This window comes from Citrobacter sp. CtB7.12 (assembly GCF_001297795.1).
In the GTDB taxonomy this organism is placed as follows: domain Bacteria; phylum Pseudomonadota; class Gammaproteobacteria; order Enterobacterales; family Enterobacteriaceae; genus Citrobacter_A; species Citrobacter_A amalonaticus.
In genome coordinates this window covers 11618-37852 of the sequence record NZ_LIFT01000007.1, presented here as the reverse complement: position 1 = coordinate 37852, position 26235 = coordinate 11618, and the positions used below count along the sequence as shown (strand labels likewise).

The window sequence follows — 26235 nt, the reverse complement described above, 5'->3', positions numbered from 1 at the left end:
GGTGAGACAAATGCCTCACCGGACAACACCTTAGAGTTGCGTCAGTTTTTGCAGCATCTGATCGGTCGTTGAGACCGCTTTGCTGTTGATTTCGTAAGCGCGTTGAACCTGAATCATATTGACCAGCTCTTCCGCGACGTTGACGTTTGAGGTCTCGACATAGCCCTGGTACAACAGGCCCGCCCCGTTCAGACCCGGCGTGCTTTCATTCGGCGCACCGGAAGACTGGGTCTCGGTGTACAGGTTTTCACCAATGCTCTCCAGACCGGTATCGTTCATGAACGTGGTCAGATTAAGCTGCCCCACCTGCACGGGGGCCGCCTGTCCCTGTTGGGTCACGCTCACCACGCCGTCACGCCCGATGGTGATGCTCAGGGCGTTAGCCGGAATGGTAATCGCTGGCTGAACCTGGAAGCCGCCAGCCGTCACCAGTTGACCATTTTGATCGACCTGGAATGATCCATCGCGGGTATACGCAGAAGTACCATCCGGCAGCAGAACCTGGAAGAACCCCTGACCTTTAATGGCGACATCTTTACTGTTGTTGGTTTGCGACAGGTTGCCCTGGCTGTGCAGACGCTCGGTCGCCACCGGACGCACACCGGTACCGATTTGCAGACCGGACGGCAGCGTGGTCTGCTCAGAAGACTGAGCGCCAGGCTGACGAATGGTCTGATAAAGCAGATCTTCAAACACCGCGCGCTGACGCTTAAAACCATTGGTGCTGACGTTTGCCAGGTTGTTGGCAATCACATCCATGTTGGTTTGCTGCGCGTCCAGGCCGGTTTTGGCGATCCATAATGAACTGATCATAAAGTGTCCTGTATTAAGTCATCGACAGCAGTTGGTTAGCGCGACCAGCGTTGTCATCCACGCTGCTGATAACCTTCATCTGCATTTCAAAACGGCGGGCGCTGGCAATCATGTCGCTCATCGCTGACACCGCATTGACGTTGCTCCCCTCCAGTACTCCCGACATCACGCGAATGGTCGGATCGGCCTGCAGCACCGGGCCACGGGTTGCCTGTGCGGCGGCGGTCAGACGGAACATCCCGTCGTCACCACGCTGTACTTCATTCCCTTCAGCCTTCACCAGTTTCAGACGTCCCACCGGCGCGATGGTGTTCGCCGGATCGCCGGGATTCAGCGCTGAGATGGTGCCGTCCGCCGCGATGGTGATTTCCGACCCTTCCGGCACCGCAATCGGCCCGGCTTCACCAATCACCGGGTGACCCTGAATGGTCAACTGTCCGGTCGGATCCACCTGAATGCTGCCGTTACGGGTATAGCCTTCGCTGCCGTTCGCGGTCTGTACCGCCAGCCAGCCATCCTGCTGTAACGCCACGTCCAGCGGACGCGAGGTGTAATCCATCTGGCCAGGCGTCATATCAGCCCCCGGCGTGGACGCCGTGACCAGCGTACGCGTCGGCAATGACAGCCCTTCGACGGGGACGGCGCGCAGCGCATTGAGCTGTGCACGGAATCCCGGCGTCGAGGCGTTGGCCAGGTTGCTGGCCGTCACCGCCTGTTGGTTCAGCGTCTGACTGGCCGCCCCCATCGCGGTATAGATTGCGTGATCCATTACGTTATCCCGTCAGGCGCTTAGCGCAGGTTAACCAGCGTGTTGAGGATCTGGTCCTGGGTCTTGATGGTCTGCGCGTTCGACTGATAGTTACGCTGGGCGACGATCATGTTCACCAGTTCTTTACTCAGATCCACGTTCGAAGACTCCAGCGCACCGTTGGTCAGCTTACCGAAGTTACCCGTTCCCGCCGTTCCCAGCAGTTCCACACCGGACGCCTGCGTGGCGGCCCAGACGTTATCGCCCTGAGAGGACAGACCTTCGTTGTTAGCGAAGTTCGCCAGCACGATCTGCCCCAGCACCTGCTTCTGTTCGTTGGAATAGTTTCCGACGACGGTGCCATCGTCGTTAATCTGATAGCTAACCAAATCGCCCGGCTTGTAGCCGTTCTGCGTGGTGGCGATAACGGCGTTAGTCCCGGTGTTCTGCTGCATGGAGTTTTGCAGGCTGAGGGTGAAGGTCGCAGGAACCGCGCCATTGACTGTACCGGTAGTAATGGAGAATGACGGTGTGGCATTTGCCGCGCCAAGCGTCCAGGTTGGTTCAGTGGCAGGTGGAACAGGCGCAACTTCAGTATATTCTTTTACGTTATCCAGACCGCCGTTCTTGTCGAATGTCATCTGCGCGGACTTCACCAACGGCGAGTTGGCGACGCTGGAATCCTGCGTCCAGATATCCCATGTGTTATCACCCGTTTTAACGTAAAACAGGTTGATGTCATGTTGATTACCCTGGCTGTCGAACACCGTCACGGGTGCACGTTTGTTGTAGCTGTCAGCATCGGTTGGTTTGAAAGGCGTGTTCGCCGGAATCTTGTCCGTCGAGTTCAGGTTGATCTGCATTGCCGCCGTGTCGGTGCTTTTCGCCCCCATCAGGGTATTCGGGATGGTGATCGGACCCGGGTTTGCCCCTTGCTGAATGGTCGGCGGCGTACCCGTTGCCGGATAGCCGGTCAGTTGCATGCCCTGCATGTTGACCAGGTTACGGTTTTCATCCAGTTTGAACTGGCCGTTACGGCTGTAGAAAACTGAGCCATTGCTGTCGACCAGACGGAAAAAACCGTTCTGGCTGATAGCGACATCCAGACCGCGACCGGTGTTGGTGGTCGTACCATCAGTAAAGTCCTGAGTAATGCCAGCGACTTTTACGCCCAGACCGACTTTAGAACCGGCAAACATATCCGCAAAAGACGCCGCACCGGATTTAAAACCATAGGTCGCGGAGTTGGCGATGTTGTTACCAATGACATCGAGGTTGGTGGCTGCGGCATTCAGGCCGCTAACCGCTTGTGAAAAAGCCATGATGACTCCTGATTAGTGTAAAGGCTTAGATTATCTGCCGTACTTCGTCGAGGGTGGTGGTTCCGTAAGTGCCCAGATCCAGGGTGTTACCGCCATTGCTGCGAATCACCCCTTGTACCAGCGCAAACTGCAAGGGCTGCGCCACCAGTTGCGTCGAGCCGTTGCTGGCGTGAATCGCCACGTTATACGAGCCGTTCACCGCCGTGGTGCCATCCGTCAGAGTGCCGTCCCAGGTAAAGGTATGAACACCCGCCTTCAGCGCGCCAATCTCAATTGTGCGCACCACTTTGCCGTCTTTGTCGGTAATGGTGGCGGTGACTTTGTCAGCCGGCTGTTGCAGCTCAACGCCAAACGGCGTGGTGGTGGTGGTGGCTCCCTCTTCGGTGCCTTTGCCCGCCAGAACGGTGGTACCCGGGATCATCACGCCATGACCAATCAGCGTACTGGCCTGTAGTGACTGGTTGTTGTCGATCTGTCCGGAGATCGACCCCAGGGTCGTATTCAGTTTCTCAATACCGCTGACGGTACTGATCTGCGCGAGCTGTGTGGTCAGCTCGTTGTTCTGCATCGGGTTGGTCGGGTCCTGGTTTTTCAGTTGCGCCACCAGCAGCGTCAGAAAGCTGCTTTGCAGATCGGCGGCATTGCTGCCCGACAGGGAACTCCCGTTGCTGCTGCTTTTCACACCGGTGTTTGTCGGATCGTTAACGTTTACCGCAATTGACATGGCTGCCTCCTTTTACTGGCCCAGTGTCAGCGTCTTAAGCATCATGCTTTTAACGGTGTTGAGGACTTCGACGTTCGCCTGATAGCTGCGGGAAGCTGACATGGTATTAACCATCTCACCGACCACATCGACGTTAGGCATCTTCACGTAGCCATTGGCATCGGCCAGCGGGTTACCGGGTTCATAGACCAGTTTGTCCGGCGCCTGGCTCTCAATGACGTCCGACACTTTCACGCCCCCCGTTACTGCACCGGGAGCGGCATCCACCTGGAAGACAACCTGCTTTGCGCGATACGGTTGACCATCCGGTCCCGTGACGCTGTCGGCGTTGGCCAGATTACTGGCGGCCACGTTAAGGCGCTTGGACTGCGCCGTTAATGCCGAACCGGCAATATCAAAAATATTCAGCAGCGCCACGGATTAGTTCCCCCCCTGTAGCACGTTCATCATGCCTTTAATCTGCCCACTCAAGGCAGTCAGGCTCATCTGGTACTTCAGGCTGTTATCCGCAAACTGCGTGCGCTCCCGGTCCATATCGACGGTATTGCCGTCGAGTGAAGGCTGGTCGGGAATGCGGTAGAGCAAATCCGTAGACGGTGCGGTGATGGCCTGGGCGGGAATATGCTGTGCGGAGGTTAATGCCAGCGACACACCGCTGGTTTCTTGCCGTCCGCGCACCATGACTTTTTTTAACTCACTGGCAAAATCCATGTCGCGCGCCTGATACCCCGGCGTATCGGCGTTCGCAATGTTAGCGGCCAACACCTCTTGCCGTTGGGCGCGCAGATTCAGCGCTTCCTGTTGAAAACGTAAGGCGGCGTCGAGCTTATCGAGCATATCTCCTCCGCAGATGACAAAATTCAGCCGACAGCTTAAATCCCATTACGCGCGCGTTATCGCTGGAATAAACGCAAAATGGGTCGCTATTTATTGCGTTGATGGTTGCGTCACACGGGTAGAATCCTGTCATTGCGAAAACGGCGGGAGGTGACGATGCAAACGTTAAAACGTGGATTAGCCATGCTGGCGCTGCTGTTCAGTCCCCTGACGCTGGCCCAGGATTTGAATGCGCAGTTGAACGACTGGTTCGGACAGCGTCTGGCCGGATTCAGCGATGATGTGGTCGTGACCGTGCGAACGCCCCCCAACCTGTTGCCGCATTGCGACACACCGGCGTTCAGCATGACCGGGGCAAAACTGTGGGGAAACGTGAATGTGCTGGCACGTTGCGCCAATGAAAAACGTTATCTGCAGGTCAACGTGCAGGCGACGGGAAACTACGTAGTCGCAGCCGCGTCCGTTGCGCGTGGCGGCACGCTTGGCCCGGCCAGCGTCACACTAAAACGCGGACGCCTTGATCAGCTCCCCCCCCGTACCGTGCTGGATATCAGCCAGGTTCAGGATGCGGTGAGCCTGCGCGATCTCGCGCCGGGACAGGCCATCCAGCTCAATATGTTGCGCCAGGCGTGGCGCATTAAAGCCGGACAGCGCGTGCAGGTCGTTGCCAATGGCGATGGATTTAGCGTCAATGCGGAAGGTAAAGCGCTGAACAATGCGGCGGTCGCGCAGAACGCACGAGTGAGAATGTTATCGGGTCAGATTGTCAGTGGCATAGTCGATCCTGATGGGAATATTCTTATTAACCTATAATGAGTTAAAGATTTTGTTGCGGCTGCCGATAGTGATTACACATTCGATGATAGCTGGCCGCTACAGCATAACCCCTCGATGAGGATGATAAAAATGAGCATTGACCGTACCTCACCTTTGAAACCCGTTAGCACCGTTCAGGCGCGTGAAAATACGGATACACCGGTCCTCAAAGCGCGTCAGGAAAAAACCTCGACGGCAACCAGCACCAGCGTGACGTTAAGCGATGCTCAGGCAAAACTGATGCAGCCCGGCGTGAACGATATCAATATGGAACGTGTTGAAGCACTGAAAACCGCTATTCGTAACGGTGAGCTGAAGATGGACACGGGGAAAATCGCCGACTCGCTGATCCGCGAGACGCAGAGCTATCTCCAGAGTGAGTAACTGACCGTATGACGCGCTTGTCAGAAATACTCGATCAGATGACGGCTGTCCTGAATGACCTGAAAACGGTAATGGATGCCGAACAGCAACAACTTTCCGTTGGCCACATTAACGGTAGCCAGCTGCAGCGTATTACAGAAGAAAAGAGTTCTCTGCTGGCGACCCTGGATTATCTGGAACAGCAGCGACGGCTGGAACAAGACCCGCAGCATAGCGCGAATGATGACGTCGCCGAGCGCTGGAAAGCGATTACCGATAAAACGCAGCACTTACGCGATCTGAACCAGCACAACGGCTGGCTGCTGGAAGATCAGATTCAGCGCAATCAACAGGCGCTTGAGGTTTTAAAGCCCTATCAGGAACCGTCGCTGTACGGCGCGAACGGTCAACCCTCTTCTGCCTCTCGCGGCGGGAAAAAATTTTCTATTTGATGATTACCGGATGGTGGCGTTTCGCCTTATTCAGCCTACAGCGTTCTGTAGGCCGAATAAGCAAAGCGCCATCAGGCATCGTGATTACACCGTCCGGCGCGCAAACTCTTTCACTTTAAAGCCCATCACCGCCAGTGCGGCAAAGTAGGCGGCAATGCCGGCCGCAACCACCGCCATCAGGCGAAGCAGACGCCACGGCATGGTCCCCAACGACCACTCCGGCATAATATGCAACATGCCAACCAGCACGGCTGACATCACCAGTACGGCGATAACGAGGCGAATCAGAAACCCCATCCAACCCGGCTGTGGGGTGAAAATGTTCTGCTTACGCAGTTGCCAGTACAGCAGTCCCGCGTTCAGACAGGCGGCAAGACCAATCGACAGCGACAGCCCGGCGTGCTTCAACGGTCCAATAAACGCAAGGTTCATCAACTGGGTCATGATAAGCGTCACAATGGCGATCTTAACCGGCGTTTTGATGTTCTGCCGCGAATAAAAGCCCGGTGCCAGCACTTTCACCACAATCAGCCCCATCAGCCCTACGGAATAAGCAATCAACGCACGCTGCGTCATCAGCGCATCGAAGGCCGTGAATTTACCGTACTGGAATAATGACGTAATCAAGGGGCCAGACAGGATCCCAATCGCCACCGCACTCGGCAGCGCCAGCAAAAAGCACAGACGCAATCCCCAGTCCATCAGGCGGCAATATTCGTCATGGTCGCCTTTTGCAAAGCTCTTCGACAGTGAAGGCAGCAGAATGGTCCCCAGCGCCACGCCCAGTACCCCCGACGGAAACTCCATCAGGCGATCCGCATAGTACATCCACGAAACGGAACCAGACGCGAGAAAAGAGGCGAAAATGGTGTTAATGATCAGTGAGATCTGGCTGACGGAGACGCCGAGTATCGCCGGGCCCATTTGCTTCACAACCCGCATCGCCCCCGCATCGCGGAAGTTAATCCGCGGCAGCACCAGCATGCCGATTTTCTTCAGATGCGGAAGCTGATACACCAGTTGCAGCACGCCGCCAACGGTTACCGCCCATGCCAGCGCCAGCACCGGTGGATTAAAATACGGCGCGGCGAACAGCGCGAAACCGATCATGCTGATGTTCAAAAACGTGGGGGCAAACGCCGGAATGGAGAAGCGGTTCCAGGTATTGAGGATCGCTCCGACCAGCGACGCCAGCGAGATCAGTAAGATGTACGGAAAGGTGATTTGCAGCAGTTTGGTGGTTAACGCGAATTTATCGGCGGTGTCGGCAAACCCCGGCGCCGTCACCATAATCACCCACGGGGCGGCCAGCATCCCGGCAACGGTGACCACAGCAAGCGCCAGCGTCAGCAGTCCCGACACGTAAGAGACAAACACGCGAGTGGCGTCTTCGCCCTGCTTGCTTTTATATTCCGCCAGAATAGGGACAAAGGCCTGAGAAAAAGCGCCCTCCGCAAATATGCGGCGTAGCAGGTTAGGTAATTTGAATGCCACAAAAAAGGCATCGGTTGCCATCCCGGCACCAAAGATTCTGGCGACAATCGCATCACGTGCAAAACCCAGCACACGTGAAAACATCGTCATTGAGCTGACGGCGGCCAGCGATTTTAATAGGTTCATTGCTTTTTTATTCCAGACCCTACGGCAAAACGCCTGCAGTGCAGGCGTTGGAAGAGGCGCTTAGTCTACCTGGATTACGGTGAATTACTACCGCCAGATGTTACAGGCGATTATTCGCTCATCGCCTCGCGCCACAGCTTTTCCACCACGCGCTGGGCAAGGATCGCCTGCTCGCCCGCGGTTTCCGGAACCGTCTGATTTTGTACACATTCCACAAAATGGCGTGCGCACCCCACGAATCCACGCTGTTCAAGCGTGGTTTGCCAGCCAGGAACCGGTTTGTGCAAGACACCCTGCCCGCGCTCTTCACGCCACTCGCGCATATCCGTCACGTCAATCAGCCCGCCATCGGTCACCGCCTGTACGCTCTCTCGCTGACTGCCCGCCCGGCGATGCATACTGGTGGTGATTTGCAACTGACTGGTCGCGAAATGGTGCTCTGCATACAGCATCTCGCCCGCGTCGTTGGTTTGTAGCGTCCCGCTGCTGAGCTGGGCGTTGCCGCCCGCCAGCCACAGTGCGGTGTCAACGACATGCAAATAATCATCCAGCAGCGTGAACCGCAGATCGTGAGGCCCCACGCTGTCGCTACGGTGTTTATCCATCCGCAGAGACGCCGCCGTCCCCAGTTCCGTCTTCAGCTCTCGGTACCGTGGCGCAAAGCGACGATTGAAACCGACCATCAGCGTCAGATTTTTCTTCGCCGCTAACGCCACCAGCCGCTCAGCATCACGTAAATTTTCCGCCAGCGGCTTATCAACGCAGACATGAACGCCGGCATTGAGTAGTTCACTGACGACGGCGTAATGGGTTGCCGTGCTGGAGTGGACAAACACCGCGTCGCAGCCCGCGGCAAGATCGGTCAGCGAACCGGCATACGGAATGCGCCAGGCTGCGCAGATTTTCTCCGCTTTTTCACGCGACGGCGACCAGGCGGCCTGTAGCGTCCAGTCGCTGGCGGCGCCAAGCACGGGTAACCAGGCCTTCTGGGCGATGCCCCCAAGCCCCACCACCCCGATACGTAATGTTGTCACGTTATTCTCCCAGATGTTCCAGTAGCGACTCGAGGCGCTGTTTCAGCGCGGCGACTTCGCTTTCCAGCACCTCGACGCGGGCCTGTAGATCTCCCGTCACCGCCTGTGGCTCATCGGCCAGGGCAACCGGCTCCTGCACGGCGCCACAGAACAGATGCATATAACGGCTTTCACGCTTACCCGGTTCGCGCGCCAGACGGACGACATAAGGGCCGTCTTCCCGCGTTGCCAGGCGTTCCAGCGTTGCCTCGACTTCCGCCATATCGCTGAACTCATACATTCGCGAGGCGCGACTGCGCAATTCGCCCGGCGTCTGCGCACCGCGTAGCAGCAGTGTCGTCACCAGCGCCACCTCCGCGGAGCTCAATTTCAGGTTGCCAAACTCCGAGTTACAGAAACGCTGCTCATACTTGGTGACGCGGCTACCAAAGCCGCTGACCGTGCGCAGAAAATGGCGCTTCACCAGATTGTCGAGGTGCTCCTGCACCTCGTGCTCCGCCATATTCATCACCGGTTCACGGTTGGTTTTCTGATTGCAGGCGGTGACCACGCCATTTACGGAGAGCGGATATTGCTCAGGCGTCGTGACCTGTTTTTCGAGCAGACAGCCAATCACACGGGCTTCAGCGGCAGTTAATTCATATTTCATAGGGTGTCCTCACCGACCTGCGGTCCATTCTGATGTCGTTAACGCCGTCAGCACGTGGTCGCGCCATTGCCCGTCAATCAACAGATAATCTTTTGCGTAGCCTTCTTTTTCAAAGCCAAGTCGCGCCAGTAAATCACCGCTGCGTTTATTGTGCGGCATGTAATTCGCCATAATGCGATGAATATGTTGCGTGCGTTGCATATAACGAATCGCGGCGGTCAGCGCTTCAAACATCAGCCCCTGCCCCTGCCATTTCTGCGCAATGGAATACCCCAGATAGCAGGCATGGAAAGACCCCCGCACCACGTTAGAAAAATTCGCTACCCCAATGACCTCTTTTTCATCCGGGTCCAGCAGCGCAAAGTAATAGGCGGAACCTTGCTTATGAAATTCGGCAATCATGCTCAGCCGCGCCTGCCAGCCGGAGGGATAGCAGTGGCTTTCATCACGAATCGGTTCCCAGGGTTTTAAGAAATGACGATTTTCCGCGTAATAATCTGCCAGACGCCAGGCATCACGCTCATGCACTAAACGCACGACCAGGCGGTCGGTGGTTAAGCGCACTTTTGGCACGTTACTGCGATAGCCAAACATATTTATTCCTACTCCTTCCCGAATCGCCGTTACACCCTGATTGACTTACTATACCTGTGCAAAACCACCCTGTGAAAAGTGCAATTTGCCATTTTTTGAATTATTCCGCCATTTTGATGAAAACTCTCTATCAAGATGGACTTTTGATAAAAAAATATTGTCCCGGCGAGGGTGGGCAAAAAGGCAGCAAAGCCGCAGAATAGGAGATACTTCGCTTTATCTACTCTCAATCATTCGAATGCCGCAAATTCCGCGCAACTCGAAGAGTGACGAGTGTTTCCCGGGAGGGGAAATGTCGCGTGTCTCGCAGGCCAGGAACCTGGGTAAAACTTTCCTGCTCATCGATAATATGCTGGTCGTATTGGGCTTTTTCGTCGTGTTCCCGCTGATCTCAATTCGCTTCGTCGACCAAATGGGCTGGGCCGCCGTTATGGTCGGCATTGCGCTGGGTCTGCGTCAGTTTATTCAACAGGGACTGGGCATTTTTGGCGGCGCGATTGCCGACCGTTTTGGCGCGAAACCGATGATCGTCACCGGCATGCTGATGCGCGCCGCCGGGTTTGCCACCATGGGGATCGCCCATGAACCCTGGCTTTTGTGGTTCTCCTGTTTCCTGTCCGGTCTCGGCGGCACGCTGTTCGATCCGCCGCGCTCGGCATTGGTGGTGAAGCTGATTCGCCCGCATCAGCGGGGTCGCTTCTTCTCAATATTGATGATGCAGGACAGCGCAGGGGCGGTTATCGGCGCGCTGTTAGGCAGTTGGTTGTTGCAGTATGACTTCCGTCTGGTTTGCGCGACCGGGGCAATATTGTTCGTGCTCTGCGCAGCCTTTAACGCCTGGCTGCTGCCCGCGTGGAAACTCTCTACTGTGCGTATTCCGGTACGGGAAGGAATGAGTCGGGTGCTCAGTGATAAACGCTTCGTCACCTATGTGCTGACGCTGGCGGGCTATTACATGCTGGCGGTGCAGGTCATGCTGATGCTACCCATTATGGTCAATGACATCGCCGGTTCACCTTCCGCGGTGAAATGGATGTATGCCATTGAAGCCTGCCTTTCGCTGACGCTGCTCTACCCCATTGCGCGCTGGAGTGAGAAACGGTTTCGTCTTGAACATCGCCTGATGGCGGGCCTGCTGCTGATGTCACTGAGCATGTTACCCGTGGGGTTGGTGAGTGACTTGCAGCAGTTGTTCACGCTGATTTGCACTTTCTATATCGGTTCGATTATTGCTGAACCCGCCCGTGAAACGCTCAGCGCCTCGCTGTCGGATGCCCGTGCGCGCGGTAGCTATATGGGCTTTAGCCGTCTGGGGTTAGCCATAGGTGGTGCCATCGGGTATATCGGCGGCGGCTGGCTGTTTGATATGGGGAAACTGCTCCAGCAACCCGAGTTACCCTGGATGATGCTGGGGATCATTGGCTTCATCACTTTCCTGGCGCTGGGCTGGCAGTTTAGCCATAAACGCACGCCGCGCGGCATGCTGGAACCCGGCGCCTGATTTGATACCTGTGCGTGTCTCCTCCATACTGAAAGGGAACTGACAGTCAATGGAGGAGAAACGTGAAGCTTTATATTTACGATCACTGCCCTTTCTGCATCAAAGCCCGCATGATTTTTGGCCTCAAAAACATCCCCGTCGAACTGATTGTCCTGGCCAACGACGATGACGAAACCCCAACCCGAATGATTGGCCAGAAAATGGTGCCCATTCTGCAAAAAGACGACAGCCGCTATCTACCGGAAAGCATGGACATCGTCCATTACGTCGATCAACTGGATGGCAAACCGCTGCTCACCGGCAAGAAAAATCCTGCTATTGACGAGTGGCTGCGCAAAGTGAACAGCTACGCCAATCACCTGCTGCTGCCGCGTTTTGCAAAATCTGCGTTTGATGAGTTTTCCACCCCTTCGGCACGCAAATACTTTACTGAGAAAAAAGAGGCGATGATTGGCAGTTTTGCCGACCATCTTGCCCATTCCGCTGGCCTGACCAAAAAAATCAGTGAGGATTTGCGCACACTGGATAAGCGCATTGTGCAACCCAATGGTGTAAACGGTGAGCTTTCCGAAGACGACATCCAGTTATTTCCCCTGTTGCGTAATCTGACACTGGTGGCCGGTATCAACTGGCCGACACGGGTTGCTGACTATCGCGACAATATGGCGAAACAGACGCAGATCAATCTGTTATCATCAATGGCGATTTAACGTTTACCGGCGGTGGCTGAGTCATACAGGCTGCCGCTTTTTTCAGTTTTTTCTACTGGCGAAGTTCGCGCTGGTGACACATGCTGCGTTATGTCAGGATTAAGACGATCGCATCGTGTAGAGGAACCCCATGAAGAAGATTTTTTTTGCTGCCGCGTTGATAGTTGGCGGCCTGTTGACCGGCTGTAATCAGCTCACACAGTACACCGTAAGCGAACAAGAAATTAATCAGGCGCTCGAAAAACGCAACAACTTTGCCAAAGATATCGGGCTTCCGGGCGTTGCCGATGCGCATATCGTCCTCAATAACCTCTCCAGCCAGATCGGTCGTGAAGAACCGAACAAAGTGACGCTGACCGGCGATGCAAAGCTGGATATGAATTCGCTGTTTGGCAGTCAGAAAGCAACCATTAAGCTAAAACTGAAAGCGCTGCCAGTCTTTAATAAAGAAAAGGGGGCCATCTTCCTGCAGGAAATGGAAGTGGTGGATGCCACCGTGACGCCGGAAAAAATGCAGTCAGTGCTGCAAACCCTGATGCCTTATCTCAATCAATCACTGCGTAATTACTTTAACCAGCAGCCAGCGTATGTCCTGCGCGAAGACAGCAGCAAAGGCGAAGCGCTGGCGAAAAAGTACGCCAAAGGCATTGAGGTGAAGCCGGGCGAAATCATCATCCCGTTCACCGATTAAATGACAAAGGCGCTGCGGCGCCTTTTTATACGTGCAAACGAAAACGTTTCCCCTTATCCTTTGTTTCCGGCAAAAATGACATCCCCCAGCCGGAGCATATTGATGACAGCACCCTCCCAGGTTTTAAAGATCCGCCGCCCAGATGACTGGCACCTTCACCTTCGCGACGGCGAAATGTTAAAAACGGTCGTGCCGTATACCAGCGATGTTTATGCACGTGCGATTGTGATGCCTAACCTGGCGCCGCCGATCACTACGGTAGATGCGGCAATTGCCTACCGCCAGCGCATCCTTGATGCGGTCCCTGCCGGACATTCCTTCACGCCGCTGATGACCTGCTATTTAACGGACACGTTGGATCCCGCTGAACTGGAACGCGGCTTTCGCGAAGGCGTGTTCACCGCTGCCAAACTCTATCCGGCAAACGCCACTACCAACTCCAGTCACGGGGTCACCTCCATTGATGCGATCATGCCAGTACTTGAACGCATGGAAAAACTCGGGATGCCGCTGCTGGTGCATGGCGAAGTCACCCACGCCGATATCGATATTTTTGACCGTGAAGCGCGCTTTATTGAGACGGTGATGGAGCCTCTGCGCCAGCGCCTGCCTGGGTTGAAAGTGGTCTTTGAGCACATCACTACCAAAGATGCGGCGGAGTATGTCCGTGACGGTAATGAATTATTGGCTGCGACGATTACACCGCAGCACCTGATGTTTAACCGTAACCATATGCTGGTTGGCGGTATTCGCCCACACCTCTACTGCCTGCCAATTCTGAAACGCAATGTCCACCAGCACGCTCTGCGTGAGCTGGTTGCCAGTGGCTTTGAGCGTGCCTTCCTCGGCACCGATTCGGCCCCACATGCCCGTCATCGTAAGGAATCGAGCTGTGGCTGCGCGGGATGTTTTAACGCGCCAACGGCACTGGCGAGTTACGCGAGCGTGTTTGAAGAGATGAATGCCCTGGCGCACTTTGAAGCGTTTTGTTCACTGAACGGTCCGCGATTCTACGGCCTGCCGGTCAATGACACTTTCGTTGAACTGGTACGTGAAGAGCAGCAGGTACCGGAGAGCATCGCGCTGACCGACGATACGCTGGTGCCGTTCCTCGGGGGCGAAACGGTACGCTGGACGATTAAAAAGTAAAAAAAATCGATGCCGCCTGTTGTAACCTGGCCAGGATAACTGTATAAATAACCAGTATATTCAACAGGGGGCCATTATGCGTATTGAAGTCACCATTGCTAAAACTTCACCTTTACCTGCCGGTGCTATTGACGCCCTGGCAGGTGAACTCTCCCGCCGTATTACTCACCACTTTCCCGATAACGGCGGTAACGTGACCGTTCGTTATGCCGCTGCGAATAATTTGTCCGTGATTGGCGCGACGAAAGAAGATAAAGAACGGATCAGCGAAATTCTTCAGGAAACCTGGGAAAGCGCTGACGACTGGTTCATTAAAGAATAAAAATGCTATGCCGTAGTCTCTTTGCCGGGTCGCCCCGGCTTTTTTCTCTCATCTTTAAGGCAATCTTTTTTGCGGCATCATTTAGTATTCTCCGTTGCCTTCGGAATTGATTATATTTTCACCAGTCACTCAAAATTATTGCACAACATACTTAAAAAGAATGAACAAGATGGTGATTAATTACTCACAAATTCTTAATTTGCAGAAATTTATGCTCCCCCCTCTTTAAAATCTCAGTGAATACCCTTATTTATTGATATACTGAAGTTGCTTCAGATAAAAACGCATTGAACCTCGAAAACCGTTGTCTTGTAACACGAATTAGGGGGCATGATGGAAAAGAATAATGAAGTCATTCAGACTCATCCGCTTGTGGGATGGGACATCAGCACCGTAGATAGCTATGACGCGCTGATGCTGCGTTTGCACTACCAGACTCCAAATCGTCCCGAAACCGATGGTACAGAGGTCGGTCAAACGCTCTGGTTAACCACCGATGTTGCCAGACAATTTATTTCGATATTAGAAGCCGGCATAGCCAAAATCGAATCCGGCGATTACCAGGCCAACGAATACCGTCGGCATTAACGAGACGGACATTCTCACTTAAAAAGGCACCTTCGGGGTGCCTTTGCTATTTCTGGGTTGTATTACGCATTTCACTTATTTACTCTGCATCAAACGCGACAGCAGAGAGAAACTGATGAAATACGACTTAATCATTATAGGCAGCGGGTCCGTTGGGGCAGCCGCAGGTTATTATGCCACTCGCGCCGGGTTAAACGTTCTGATGACCGACGCGCATATGCCACCGCATCAACAGGGTAGTCATCACGGCGACACCCGGTTGATCCGCCACGCCTATGGCGAAGGTGAAAAATACGTTCCGCTGGTGCTGCGTGCGCAGGCGCTATGGGACGAACTCTCCACGCAAAATGAAGAGCCGATTTTCGTCCGCTCCGGCGTTATCAATCTTGGCCCCGCCGGTTCGCCCTTCCTGGCAAACGTCGCGCACAGCGCAAAACAGTGGCAACTGAACGTTGAACAACTGGATGCCGCCGCCATCATGGCGCGCTGGCCCGAAATCCGCGTACCTGCAGACTACACCGGCCTGTTCGAAGCTGATTCCGGTTTTTTACGCAGTGAACTGGCGATCAAAACCTGGATCCGTCTGGCAGAAGAAGCAGGATGCGCTCAACTCTTCAACTGCCCGGTCACAGCCATTCACCATGATGATGACGGCGGGGTCACTGTGGAAACCGCTGACGGCGATTACAGCGCGAAGAAAGCGCTGGTGAGCGCCGGTACCTGGGTTCAGGCTTTGTTCCCCGAGCTTCCCATCCAGCCGGTACGAAAAGTGTTTGCCTGGTACCAGGCCGATGGCCGCTATAGCATCAAGAATAAGTTTCCTGCCTTCACCGGTGAGTTGCCCAACGGCGATCAATACTACGGCTTCCCGGCGGAGAACGACGAACTGAAAATCGGTAAGCACAACGGCGGGCAACTTATCCACGCCGAAGCTGAACGCAAACCGTTTGCCAGCGTCGCCAGCGATGGATCTGAAGCATTCCCGTTCCTGCGCAATATCCTTCCGGGAGTGGGTTGCTGTCTGCACGGTGCGGCCTGCACCTACGACAACTCGCCGGATGAAGATTTTATCATCGACACGCTGCCCGGCCATGACAACACGCTGATCGTGACCGGGCTGAGTGGTCACGGCTTTAAATTTGCCTCCGTATTGGGTGAAATTGCCGCTGACTTTGCCCAGGAAAAGCCATCCGCTTTTGACCTGACGCCGTTCAGACTCTCCCGATTTACGGCATAATCGTTAAATGGCCTCGTAATGAGGCCTTTTTAATGGTGATTACAATATGCGTCGTCTGTTTCTTTATCTGGTCAACAATATTCGCGAGCATTTTATGCTCTACGTTATTTTATGGTCGCTGCTGGCGATTCTTGATGTTATTTATATCCTGTGTTACTGAGCCATCGGCATTGACAAATACTGACAAAAACTGAAAGTTATCTAATTTTTGTTTTGTTTTTTTGAATGACAAAACCCATCCCCTACCCCCCCACAAACCGTCATAAATCGGTCATTTCTGACGAATCCGTTGAATCAAAATCTACACTTAATACAAAATTATTGAATCAACGTTAAATCTCTCTCCCGGTGTTATTTTTTAGTTGCATTTATGTCTCTGTCAGGCCATTTTCATTCAATCCTGAAATATGAAATGGAATTTTTATGCAATTTTCAAATACGCCTCAACGGTATGGTTTTATTTCCGCCATGCTTCACTGGCTAACCGCGTTGGTGGTCTACGGGATGTTTGCACTCGGTCTCTGGATGGTGACGTTGAGCTATTACGACGGCTGGTATCACCAGGGACCGGAATTGCACAAAAGCATCGGGATCCTGCTGATGATGGGCCTGGTCGTTCGGGTCATCTGGCGTCTGATCTCGCCACCGCCGAAAGCGCTGAAAAGCTATTCGGCCCTGACCCGTGCTGGCGCAGCGTTGGGCCATCTCGCGCTATATCTGCTGCTGTTTAGCATTGTCATCAGCGGTTATCTGATCTCGACGGCGGACGGTAAACCGATCAGCGTTTTCGGCTGGTTTGATGTCCCGGCCACCTTCGCGGATGCTGGCGTTCAGGCCGATCTCGCCGGAAGCGTACACCTGTGGCTGGCCTGGACCGTCGTTATTCTTTCCATTCTGCATGGCCTGATGGCCTTTAAACACCACTTTATCGATAAAGACGACACCCTGAATCGCATGTTGGGTAAGTCGTCATCTGACTATGGAGCTCAAAAATGAAAAAAAGCCTGCTGGGTTTAACTCTCGCCTCTCTGCTGTTCACCACCGGTTCTGCCATCGCGGCGGATTATAAAATTGACAAAGAAGGACAACATGCCTTTGTTAATTTCCGTATTCAGCACCTGGGATACAGCTGGTTGTACGGCACGTTCAAAGACTTCGACGGAACCTTTACCTTTGATGAAAAGGATCCCGCCGCCGATAAAGTGAATGTGACGATCAACACCAACAGCGTGGATACCAATCACGCCGAGCGTGATAAACACCTTCGCAGCGCTGATTTCCTCAATGTCGCGAAATTCCCGCAGGCGACCTTCACCTCCACCAGCGTGAAAAAAGACGGTGACGAACTGGATATCACCGGGAATCTGACGCTAAACGGCGTAACAAAGCCGGTGACGCTGGAAGCGAAGATGATCGGTCAGGGTGACGATCCGTGGGGGGGTAAACGCGCAGGCTTCGAAGCCGAAGGTAAAATCAAGCTGAAGGATTTCAACATCACCACCGATCTGGGTCCTGCCTCGCAGGAAGTGGAGTTGATTATCTCAGTTGAAGGCGTACAGCAGAAGTAAACGAGGAATGATGCCGGATGGCGATGTTGTCGCCGCCATCCGGCCACACCATTACTCGGCAGGATCCGGAATACCCAGTTTCGTATTCAGTCGTCCACGCGACTTGTTGAAGATTTTATTGCCGTTCTCGCGTCCTGCGCGCAGGCGACGTTGCTCTTCTTCAGGTAATGCGCTCTCTTCGCAACAGATCTCGCTACAGCAGCCGTTGTACTTTTGCGCACATGCCGGGCACTGAATAAACAGCAGATGGCAGCCGTCATTTTTACAGTTGGTGTGGCTGTCGCACGGCGCGCCGCATTGATGACAATGCGCAATCACCTCATCTGAAATACGCTCACCCATGCGCTCATCAAACACAAAGTTTTTGCCGATGAAACGTACCGGTAACCCCTGCTCGCGGGCCTTGCGTGCATATTCAATGATACCGCCTTCAATGTGCCACACTTTACTGAAGCCATTGTGCTTCATCCAGGCGCTGGCTTTTTCGCAGCGAATACCGCCGGTACAGTACATCACAATCTTTTTATCTTTGTGTTCCTGCATCATTTCGACCGCTTTGGGTAACTGCTCGCGGAACGTGTCGGCCGGGATTTCCAGCGCGTTCTCAAAATGGCCCACTTCGTATTCGTAGTGGTTACGCATATCAATGAACAGCGCATCCGGGTCGTCGAGCATCGCGTTCACTTCCGCGGCCTTGAGATAGTCGCCGACATCGCTGGCATCAAAACTCGGGTCCTCAATGCCATCCGCCACAATCCGCTCACGCACTTTCATTCGCAGCACCCAGAAGGATTTCCCGTCATCTTCCAGCGCAATGTTCAGACGCACGCCGTCAAGTGCCGGATCAAAGGCGTACAGCTGCTGGCGGAACGTCTCTACCTGACTTTGCGGTACGCTGATTTGGGCGTTAATCCCTTCATGCGCCAGATAGATGCGACCGAAAACATTCAGCGCGGTTAACTTTTGATACAACGCATCGCGTGTGGCCTGCGGGTCTGCGATGGTAAAATATTTGTAGAACGAAATGGTCGTGCGCGGCTCAGTTTCAGCCAACATCCGGGCTTTGAGGGCATCATTGGAAATACGGTTATGTAACACTGGCATGGTGTACGGGTCCTGCGGCAGGTGAAATCAGAATCGGCGGCATCATATAGCAATCCGCGCCAATTTACATCCATACATTTTGCGCTACATTTCTTTCTTCAAACTAAAAAATTAACAACATTTGCTGAATTTATCGCCATTCCGGAGCCACAAATTTTTTCTGACGGCGAAAAAATGCAACAATACAGATAATTGCCCGTTTAAGGTATACAACAGGAAAGACATGACGAATTTACCTAAGTTCTCCGCAGCACTACTGCATCCACGGTATTGGTTAACCTGGCTCGGTATTGGCGCACTTTGGTTGGTCGTGCAGTTGCCCTATCCGATACTCTATCGCCTTGGTCATATGATCGGTCACCTGGCGTATCGTCTGATGAAGCGGCGGACGAAAATTGCATATCGTAACCTCGAGCTCTGTTTCCCTGAAATGAGTGAGCGTGACCGCCATGCGATGGTGGTTAAAAATTTTGAATCCGTCGGTATGGGCCTGCTGGAAACCGGGATGGCCTGGTTCTGGTCCGATCGTCGCATTGCCCGCTGGACCGAAGTGATCGGCATGGAGCATATTCGTGACGTTCAGGCTCAGCAGCGCGGTATTTTGCTGGTGGGGCTGCACTTTTTAACCCTGGAACTCGGTGCGCGTCAGTTCGGTTTGCAGGAACCTGGCATCGGCGTTTATCGCCCGAATGATAATCCCTTGATCGACTGGCTCCAGACCTGGGGTCGTATGCGCTCAAACAAATCCATGCTCGATCGCAAGGATCTGAAAGGGATGATTAAGGCGCTGAAGAAAGGCGAAGTGGTCTGGTATGCGCCGGACCACGATTATGGCCCGCGCGCCAGCGTGTTCGTCCCGCTTTTTGCCGTTGAACAAGCAGCCACCACCTCCGGCACCTGGATGTTGGCGCGAATGTCTAATGCCTGCCTGGTGCCGTTTGTACCGCGTCGCAAGCCCGATGGCAAAGGCTACCAGCTGATTATGTTACCGCCAGAATGTTCACCGCCGCTGGATGACGCAGAGACCACCGCCGCCTGGATGAACAAGATTGTTGAGAAGTGCATCATGATGGCGCCAGAACAGTACATGTGGCTACATCGCCGCTTCAAAACACGTCCTGCTGGCGTACCTACCCGTTATTAAATCCTGCATAGCAGCCCCTTTTGGGCTGCTTTCTCACCGTTTTTAGCGATAAAAGCTCCCCACATTGCGACCCTCTGCATCCAGGCGCATAATGAATATGCTTAATTTATATTCGTTTTTTGCCCGATCGCGCCAACAGCGCATCACACGCGGATCGCTATGTCACCCTCTGATACTCCCATAAACTGGAAACGTAATCTCACTGTCACCTGGCTCGGCTGTTTCTTAACCGGCGCCGCATTTAGCCTGGTGATGCCATTTTTACCACTTTATGTCGAACAACTCGGCGTAACGGGCCACAGTGCGCTCAACATGTGGTCCGGACTGGTCTTTAGTATTACGTTTCTTTTCTCTGCGATCGCCTCTCCCTTCTGGGGCGGGCTTGCCGACCGTAAAGGCAGAAAGATTATGCTGCTGCGCTCTGCGCTGGGGATGGCAATAGTGATGCTGCTAATGGGCCTTGCGCAGAATATCTGGCAGTTTCTGGTGCTGCGCGCGCTGCTCGGGTTGCTGGGCGGATTCATTCCCAACGCCAACGCCCTCATCGCCACCCAGGTCCCACGCAATAAAAGCGGTTGGGCGCTGGGAACGCTCTCTACCGGCGGCGTCAGCGGTGCATTACTCGGCCCGTTAGCGGGCGGCCTGCTTGCCGACCAGTACGGCCTGCGCCCGGTTTTCTTCATCACCGCGACGGTACTGCTGATCTGTTTCTTACTGACGCTGTTTTTTATTCGCGAAAACTTCAAACCCATCAGCAAGAAAGAGATGCTGCGCGTCCGGGAAGTGGTTGCTACGCTTAAAAACCCGAAACTGGTGCTGAGCCTGTTCGTCACCACGCTGATTATTCAGGTCGCGACCGGTTCCATTGCACCGATTTTGACCCTCTATGTGCGGGAGCTGGCGGGTAACGTCAGCAATATTGCGTTTATTAGCGGGATGATTGCCTCCGTACCTGGCGTCGCCGCATTGCTCAGTGCGCCAAGATTAGGCAAGCTGGGCGACCGTATCGGACCGGAGAAAATCCTCATTGTGGCGCTAATCTTCTCCGTTCTGCTGCTGATCCCGATGTCTTTTGTGCAGACCCCGTGGCAACTGGCGGTACTGCGCTTTTTACTGGGCGCTGCCGACGGCGCGCTGCTGCCGGCGGTACAAACGCTGCTGGTCTATAACTCCACAAACCAAATCGCCGGGCGCATCTTTAGTTATAACCAGTCGTTCCGCGATATCGGCAACGTCACCGGCCCGCTCATGGGAGCAGCGATTTCCGCTAACTACGGCTTCCGTGCCGTCTTCCTGGTCACTGCCGGGGTGGTATTGTTTAACGCCATTTATTCCTGGAACAGCCTGCGCCGTCGTGCTCTCACGCGAACAGCGGGATGATTTTTCAGCATTCATACTTGCATAACCGGAGAATCAGCTATTCTTTCCCTGATTACCTCATCAAATCAAAGGGAGACTCAGATGACCATGTATGCAACGCTGGAAGAAGCCATTGACTCAGCCCGTGAAGAATTTATGGCGGACCATCCTGAGCTTGAACAGGACGAAGCCAATGTACAGCAGTTCAACGTGCAGAAGTACGTGCTACAGGATGGCGACATCATGTGGCAGGTCGAGTTTTTTGCCGATGAAGGCGAAGAAGGCGAGTGCCTGCCGATGCTCAGTGGCGAGGCCGCGCAAAGTGTCTTTGACGGCGACTATGATGAGATAGAGATCCGCCAGGAGTGGCTGGAAGAGAATACACTGCATGAATGGGATGAAGGCGAATTTCAGCTTGAGCCCCCGCTGGATACCGAAGAGGGTCAAACCGCAGCCGATGAATGGGATGAACGGTAATTACTCGTAAGGACCGTGATGCATGTCCAGCGGCAACAGCAGCGTGTCAAACACCAGCGAGAACGGCAGATCGAGGATAGTGACATAACGCCATGCTGAATCCCGGACATCCCACTGCACTCCCGGATAGTACTGGTTGCCATGCCCCTGTCCGGGGATTGTCCGGCTGATAATGCTGCCGCACCCGCTTAACAGCATCACCATGATGCCCACCGCTACGATTCGCACGTGATACCTCATTAATCGTTTTCTTCAGTATAAAAAAATACCGGCGCAAGCCGGTATTTTTCAGATGATTTCGCCGGGTGGCGCTTACGGCGTCTTCAGCGTCTGTGGGTTCAGGGTGATACCCTGATAATAACTCACCCACGATGAATACTTCTCTGGCGAATTCCAGACACGATAGTGCAAACGCGCCATCGTCACCGGATCGCTTAGCAGTACCAGACGACGGTCGCGATTCAGTTTTTCCGGGGTCTCGTTCAGCGCCTGCTCAACGTGACGATCGCGGGCAATCTCCAGTACCTGGCTTGCACGGTGACGTGCCGTCGCCATCGCAGTGGCCAGCGCGTTAAACGATGGGTTAAACACCGCGTGCATGAAGCCATCGTCAAGCGAGCGGTTGCGGTTCATCACCAGATACTTGTCGGTATCCACCAGCACCTGCGGCGGCGAATATTCTTCCGGGATCAGGAACAGCTTCCAGCGTTTGGTACGCAAACCGACCGTTGAACGGCTGGAGATCACCGAAACAAACGGTGACAGGATCAGCGAGAAGACAATCGGTGCCAGCCAGAACAGGAAACGCAGATCCAGCCACGCCATACCGACCGCCCATACCAGACCCAGCAGCAGTTGCGAACCATGACGCATAAACGCTTCGCCCCACGGCGTAGAGTCATCGTCACGCTGCGGCGAGTTCCACACCACTTCCCAGCCTAGGAAGGCGCTCACCACGAAGACGGTGTGGAACAACATACGCACCGGCGCCAGCAAGACGGAGAACAACACCTCCAGCAGCAGCGACAGCGTTACGCGAATAAAACCACCGTACTCTTTGGTGCCTTTACACCAGATGAGCAGAATACTCAGCAACTTCGGCAGGAACAGCAGCACCATTGTCGAGGCAAACAGGGCTATCGCCAGTTCAGGACGCCACTGCGGCCAGACCGGGAACAGCTGGCGCGGTTGCAGGAAGTATTGCGGCTCGGTAAGCGCATGGACTACCTGCAGCGCGGTCGACAGCGCGAGGAACATAAACCACAGCGGCGCGGAGAGATAAGACATCACCCCGGTCAGGAACACGGCGCGGTGAACCGGATGCATCCCTTTTACAAGGAACAGACGGAAGTTCATCAGGTTGCCATGACACCAGCGCCGGTCACGCTTCAGCTCATCCAGCAGGTTCGGCGGAAGTTCTTCATAGGAACCGGGCAGATCGTAAGCAATCCACACGCCCCACCCGGCTCGACGCATTAATGCCGCTTCCACGAAGTCGTGCGACAGGATGGAACCGGCGAAAGAGCCTTCACCCGGCAGCGGCGCCAGCGCACAGTGTTCGATAAACGGCTTCACGCGGATGATGGCGTTGTGCCCCCAGTAATGGGACTCACCCAACTGCCAGAAGTGCAAACCCGCGGTGAACAGCGGTCCGTATACGCGCGTCGCAAACTGCTGACAGCGCGCATACAAGGTGTCCATGCCGGACGCCTTCGGCGATGACTGAATGATCCCGGCGTTCGGGTTCGCTTCCATCAGACGCACCAGACCACTCAGACACTCACCGGTCATCACCGAGTCAGCATCCAGCACCACCATGTAACTGTACTGGCTGCCCCAGCGACGGCAGAAGTCATCAATGTTACCGCTTTTACGCTTCACACGACGGCGACGACGGCGATAGAAAATCTGTCCTTCGCCCTGCACTTCTGCAATCAGCTCCATCCACGCCTTTTGTTCAGCAACGCAGATATCGGGGTTGTAGCTGTCGCTAAGAATATAGACATCGAAATGTTCGCCGTTGCCGGTCGCTTTTACTGATTCCCATGTCGCGCGCAGGCCAGCAAAAACACGATCAACGTCTTCATTACAGATAGGCATAATCAGCGCGGTACGGTGCTGCGGATTCAGCGGTTCGTCACCGACCGTTGACGCCGAAATACTGTACTTATCGCGACCAATCAGCAGTTGCAGGAAGCCCATCAACGCGGTCCAGAACCCGGCGGAAACCCAGCAGAACAGCACCGCAAAGAGGATTAAAATACCGGTTTGCAGCATGTACGGCAGCAACTGCATGAAGGAGACCCACAGGTCCTGCCCAACCATATCCGCCGGATTGATCAGCGCCCAGCCCTGATACGGCAGAATCGTCTTCATGTACCAGGTCGCGACGACCGTCTGCGCCAGCGTCAGCAGCAGCAGCGTATAGCGACGAAGGGTGCCAACGGTACGCCACTTCTGCTCGCTTTCCTGTTCTTCTTTCGTCAGACGCGCGAGATAGCGCGGCGTAACGTCACGTCCACGCAGACGATCCCAGAAACGCCCAACCGGGTTGGTGCGCCAGGGATCGGGAAACATCGAAGAACGTTTGGCTTTAGGCATTGCCTGAAGCTGATCGCGCCCTTCGTCATCTTTGATCAACTGCCCTTCGCCCAGCGAGTCTGGCCAGGCTTGTTGCAGACGCGCTTTGACAGAACCCTGCGGTGAATCGTCTTCTCGCGAGTAACGGCGATGCTCGGCATCCAGCGCTTCATGCACTGCGCGGATGTCAGTTGTCGGCAATGCCGCTTTCTCGATCTCCGAGAGCGGCATGGCGTCAATGTACTCAGTTGTCTTATTCATTGGCAGGTAACTGGTAGCTCCAGGTTTCACTCAACGTCTGATCGGCATTGACTAATGCCGCACGCATTTCAGTGGTTTTCTTCACATCTTTCACTTTCACGCGCATCGTCATACGCCAACCTTTGGTGATCGGGTTGTAACGGACTGTTGTTTCCACGATCTCGCCGTTGTCGCCAATGCTGGTTTGCGCGGTGACCGGGGTATCCTGCGGCAGTTTTTTCATGTCCGTGCCGGTGAAGTCCACCACGAAGGCGATCGTGCCGTCAGGCTGGCGAATGAGATTAGACTGTTTGACATCGCCGGTTGAACGACGCGTCTGCTGCACCCAGGCGTTATCTGGCGCATGAAGTTTGTCTTCATCGCGGCTGAACGTCAGGGTGTATTTAAAGTTCATCTCTTTGCCAGGCTCAGGCAGTTGATCCGGCGTCCAGTAAGCGACGATGTTATCGTTGGTTTCGTCATTGGTCGGGATTTCAACCAGTTCAATCTTACCCTTGCCCCACTCGCCTTTCGGTGTAATCCAGGCGCTTGGGCGCAGATCGTAACGGTCGTCGAGATCTTCAAAGCGAGAGAACTGACGGCCGCGCTGGAGCAGACCAAACCCTTGCGGGTTTTCCATCGCAAAACTGCTCACCGCGAGGTGTTTCGGGTTATTCAGCGGACGCCAGATCCATTCACCGTTGCCGGCATGAATCGACAAACCGTTGGAGTCATGCAGTTCCGGACGATAGTTCGTCGCCGGTGAAGGCTGGTTTGGCCCATACAGGAACATACTGGTTAACGGCGCCACGCCCAGTTTACCCACCTTATCGCGCAGGTAGACTTTCGACTGCACGTCGACAACGGTGTCACGCCCAGGGATTATCACAAAACGATAGGCCCCGGTCGCACGCGGAGAGTCCAGTAAGGCATAAATCGTCAGGCGCTTGTCAGTTGGTTTTGGACGTTCGATCCAGAACTCACGGAAGCGGGGAAATTCTTCACCTGAAGGCAGCGCGGTATCAATAGCCAGACCGCGCGCAGAAAGGCCATACACCTGACCGGCCCCCAGGACGCGGAAGTAGCTTGCGCCAAGCATGCTGACGATTTCATCGTTTTTGTCTTTGCTGTTGATCGGGTACAACACTTTGAAACCCGCAAAGCCGAGATCTTTTACCGTGTCTTTATCATGCTGAACGTCGCCGAAATTGAAGTAGTCCGGGCTGTATTTGATTCTTTTAACCGTAGTTGCCGTGACTTCATTGATTTTGACCGGCGTGTCGAAGTACATACCCTGGTGGTAGAACTCGAGCTTGAATGGGGTCTTAAGATTACTCCAGTATGCTTTGTCGCGATTAAACTGGATCTGCTGATAGTCCGCATATTTCATGTCGCGGAAAACGGAGGGCAAGTTACTTTTTGGCGCCTCATAGCCTTTACCGGCTAAGGATTGAGCTTGCTTTGCAACATCATCGATGGAGAAGGCCCAGGCCGACGACGTGTACAGCGTTAACATAACTGCCGCACCCAACCAACGCATTTTCATCATTTGTGGTTTATGTTTCATAATTAGTAAGCACTTCCCCCTTTGTG

30 protein-coding genes are annotated in these 26235 nt (G+C 54.3%); 16 read left to right on the top strand and 14 right to left on the bottom strand.

Annotation, left to right across the window (positions count from 1 at the left end; genetic code table 11):
• Positions 1–30: 30 nt before the first annotated feature.
• From flgG to flgB, 6 genes are read right to left on the bottom strand one after another with little or no spacing between them, the layout of a single operon-like run.
• A complete protein-coding gene (flgG, locus tag AOY24_RS10495; protein WP_042319653.1) occupies positions 31–813 on the bottom strand; it encodes a flagellar basal-body rod protein FlgG in 783 nt (260 codons plus the stop codon).
• A gap of 13 nt (positions 814–826) precedes the next feature.
• Complete coding sequence (gene flgF / locus AOY24_RS10490) at positions 827–1582, bottom strand: flagellar basal-body rod protein FlgF (protein WP_044258017.1); 756 nt, start codon at positions 1580–1582, stop codon at positions 827–829.
• 20 nt (positions 1583–1602) lie between these two features.
• Positions 1603–2883: a flagellar hook protein FlgE gene (gene flgE, locus AOY24_RS10485; protein ID WP_044258019.1), complete on the bottom strand. Its 1281-nt coding sequence runs from the start codon at positions 2881–2883 to the stop codon at positions 1603–1605.
• A gap of 25 nt (positions 2884–2908) precedes the next feature.
• On the bottom strand, positions 2909–3607 hold the full coding sequence (gene flgD / locus AOY24_RS10480; protein ID WP_043001000.1) for a flagellar hook assembly protein FlgD: 699 nt from the start codon (positions 3605–3607) through the stop codon (positions 2909–2911).
• Positions 3608–3619: 12 nt separating this feature from the next.
• Entirely contained in the window at positions 3620–4024 is a 405-nt protein-coding gene (gene flgC / locus AOY24_RS10475; protein WP_043001001.1) for a flagellar basal body rod protein FlgC, read from the bottom strand.
• Between the two features lie 3 nt (positions 4025–4027).
• On the bottom strand, positions 4028–4444 hold the full coding sequence (gene flgB, locus AOY24_RS10470) for a flagellar basal body rod protein FlgB (protein ID WP_042319669.1): 417 nt from the start codon (positions 4442–4444) through the stop codon (positions 4028–4030).
• 156 nt (positions 4445–4600) lie between these two features.
• On the opposite strand from flgB, the gene flgA reads away from it, so the two are divergent.
• From flgA to flgN, 3 genes are all read left to right on the top strand, one after another.
• Positions 4601–5257, top strand: coding sequence for a flagellar basal body P-ring formation chaperone FlgA (gene flgA / locus AOY24_RS10465; protein WP_043001002.1), 657 nt, complete (start codon positions 4601–4603; stop codon positions 5255–5257).
• A 93-nt stretch (positions 5258–5350) separates the two neighbouring features.
• Positions 5351–5644, top strand: a complete 294-nt coding sequence (gene flgM, locus AOY24_RS10460) for a flagellar biosynthesis anti-sigma factor FlgM (RefSeq protein ID WP_043001003.1) — start codon at positions 5351–5353, stop codon at positions 5642–5644.
• An 8-nt stretch (positions 5645–5652) separates the two neighbouring features.
• Positions 5653–6075, top strand: coding sequence for a flagella biosynthesis chaperone FlgN (flgN, locus tag AOY24_RS10455; protein ID WP_043001004.1), 423 nt, complete (start codon positions 5653–5655; stop codon positions 6073–6075).
• Positions 6076–6159: 84 nt separating this feature from the next.
• Here the strand turns inward: flgN and murJ are convergent, their stop codons facing one another.
• The 4 genes from murJ to rimJ form a co-directional block, all read right to left on the bottom strand.
• A complete protein-coding gene (gene murJ, locus AOY24_RS10450; RefSeq protein WP_109740170.1) occupies positions 6160–7695 on the bottom strand; it encodes a murein biosynthesis integral membrane protein MurJ in 1536 nt (511 codons plus the stop codon).
• A 110-nt stretch (positions 7696–7805) separates the two neighbouring features.
• Complete coding sequence (locus tag AOY24_RS10445) at positions 7806–8729, bottom strand: Gfo/Idh/MocA family protein (RefSeq protein ID WP_043001006.1); 924 nt, start codon at positions 8727–8729, stop codon at positions 7806–7808.
• Between the two features lies 1 nt (position 8730).
• Positions 8731–9378: a YceH family protein gene (locus tag AOY24_RS10440; protein ID WP_044266033.1), complete on the bottom strand. Its 648-nt coding sequence runs from the start codon at positions 9376–9378 to the stop codon at positions 8731–8733.
• Between the two features lie 9 nt (positions 9379–9387).
• Positions 9388–9972 (bottom strand): ribosomal protein S5-alanine N-acetyltransferase, encoded by a 585-nt coding sequence (gene rimJ / locus AOY24_RS10435; protein WP_043001008.1) that lies wholly within the window; start codon positions 9970–9972, stop codon positions 9388–9390.
• A 292-nt stretch (positions 9973–10264) separates the two neighbouring features.
• Here rimJ and mdtH point away from each other — a divergent pair, with 292 nt between their 5' ends.
• The 10 genes from mdtH (at position 10265) to AOY24_RS10390 (ending at position 17738) form a co-directional block, all read left to right on the top strand.
• Positions 10265–11473 (top strand): multidrug efflux MFS transporter MdtH, encoded by a 1209-nt coding sequence (mdtH, locus tag AOY24_RS10430; protein WP_044258032.1) that lies wholly within the window; start codon positions 10265–10267, stop codon positions 11471–11473.
• 62 nt (positions 11474–11535) lie between these two features.
• Positions 11536–12183 carry a glutaredoxin 2 gene (grxB, locus tag AOY24_RS10425; protein WP_043001010.1) on the top strand — a complete coding sequence of 216 codons (648 nt, stop codon included), beginning with the start codon at positions 11536–11538 and terminating at the stop codon, positions 12181–12183.
• A gap of 130 nt (positions 12184–12313) precedes the next feature.
• Positions 12314–12874, top strand: coding sequence for a lipoprotein (locus AOY24_RS10420; protein WP_043001011.1), 561 nt, complete (start codon positions 12314–12316; stop codon positions 12872–12874).
• Positions 12875–12976: 102 nt separating this feature from the next.
• Positions 12977–14023: a dihydroorotase gene (gene pyrC / locus AOY24_RS10415; protein WP_043001012.1), complete on the top strand. Its 1047-nt coding sequence runs from the start codon at positions 12977–12979 to the stop codon at positions 14021–14023.
• A gap of 76 nt (positions 14024–14099) precedes the next feature.
• Entirely contained in the window at positions 14100–14345 is a 246-nt protein-coding gene (gene dinI / locus AOY24_RS10410) for a DNA damage-inducible protein I (RefSeq protein ID WP_054176593.1), read from the top strand.
• A gap of 333 nt (positions 14346–14678) precedes the next feature.
• The gene (bssS, locus tag AOY24_RS10405; RefSeq protein ID WP_043001951.1) at positions 14679–14933 is read left to right on the top strand and encodes a biofilm formation regulator BssS; all 255 of its coding nucleotides are present in this window, start codon (positions 14679–14681) and stop codon (positions 14931–14933) included.
• 115 nt (positions 14934–15048) lie between these two features.
• Positions 15049–16170 (top strand): N-methyl-L-tryptophan oxidase, encoded by a 1122-nt coding sequence (gene solA / locus AOY24_RS10400; RefSeq protein ID WP_054176592.1) that lies wholly within the window; start codon positions 15049–15051, stop codon positions 16168–16170.
• Positions 16171–16216: 46 nt separating this feature from the next.
• A complete protein-coding gene (locus AOY24_RS23780) occupies positions 16217–16330 on the top strand; it encodes a YceO family protein (RefSeq protein WP_044258036.1) in 114 nt (37 codons plus the stop codon).
• Between the two features lie 263 nt (positions 16331–16593).
• On the top strand, positions 16594–17166 hold the full coding sequence (locus tag AOY24_RS10395) for a cytochrome b (protein ID WP_044258037.1): 573 nt from the start codon (positions 16594–16596) through the stop codon (positions 17164–17166).
• Positions 17163–17738, top strand: coding sequence for a YceI family protein (locus AOY24_RS10390; RefSeq protein WP_043001016.1), 576 nt, complete (start codon positions 17163–17165; stop codon positions 17736–17738). The genes AOY24_RS10395 and AOY24_RS10390 overlap by 4 nt, the downstream gene beginning before the upstream one ends.
• Positions 17739–17789: 51 nt before the next feature.
• Here AOY24_RS10390 and AOY24_RS10385 read toward each other — a convergent pair whose 3' ends face one another.
• A complete protein-coding gene (locus tag AOY24_RS10385; protein ID WP_044258040.1) occupies positions 17790–18842 on the bottom strand; it encodes a rhodanese-related sulfurtransferase in 1053 nt (350 codons plus the stop codon).
• A gap of 223 nt (positions 18843–19065) precedes the next feature.
• On the opposite strand from AOY24_RS10385, the gene AOY24_RS10380 reads away from it, so the two are divergent.
• From AOY24_RS10380 to AOY24_RS10370, 3 genes are all read left to right on the top strand, one after another.
• Positions 19066–19986 carry a Kdo(2)-lipid IV(A) acyltransferase gene (locus AOY24_RS10380; protein ID WP_043001018.1) on the top strand — a complete coding sequence of 307 codons (921 nt, stop codon included), beginning with the start codon at positions 19066–19068 and terminating at the stop codon, positions 19984–19986.
• A 159-nt stretch (positions 19987–20145) separates the two neighbouring features.
• A complete protein-coding gene (gene mdtG, locus AOY24_RS10375; RefSeq protein WP_043001019.1) occupies positions 20146–21366 on the top strand; it encodes a multidrug efflux MFS transporter MdtG in 1221 nt (406 codons plus the stop codon).
• 81 nt (positions 21367–21447) lie between these two features.
• Entirely contained in the window at positions 21448–21822 is a 375-nt protein-coding gene (locus AOY24_RS10370; protein WP_043001020.1) for a MysB family protein, read from the top strand.
• On the opposite strand, the gene AOY24_RS10365 is transcribed toward AOY24_RS10370, so the two are convergent.
• From AOY24_RS10365 to mdoG, 3 genes are all read right to left on the bottom strand, one after another.
• Complete coding sequence (locus AOY24_RS10365; protein WP_192927005.1) at positions 21823–22062, bottom strand: YceK/YidQ family lipoprotein; 240 nt, start codon at positions 22060–22062, stop codon at positions 21823–21825.
• Between the two features lie 72 nt (positions 22063–22134).
• A complete protein-coding gene (gene mdoH, locus AOY24_RS10360) occupies positions 22135–24663 on the bottom strand; it encodes a glucans biosynthesis glucosyltransferase MdoH (protein ID WP_043001021.1) in 2529 nt (842 codons plus the stop codon).
• On the bottom strand, positions 24656–26191 hold the full coding sequence (mdoG, locus tag AOY24_RS10355) for a glucans biosynthesis protein MdoG (protein ID WP_080343312.1): 1536 nt from the start codon (positions 26189–26191) through the stop codon (positions 24656–24658). Before mdoG ends, mdoH begins: the two co-directional genes overlap by 8 nt.
• Positions 26192–26235 lie beyond the last annotated feature (44 nt).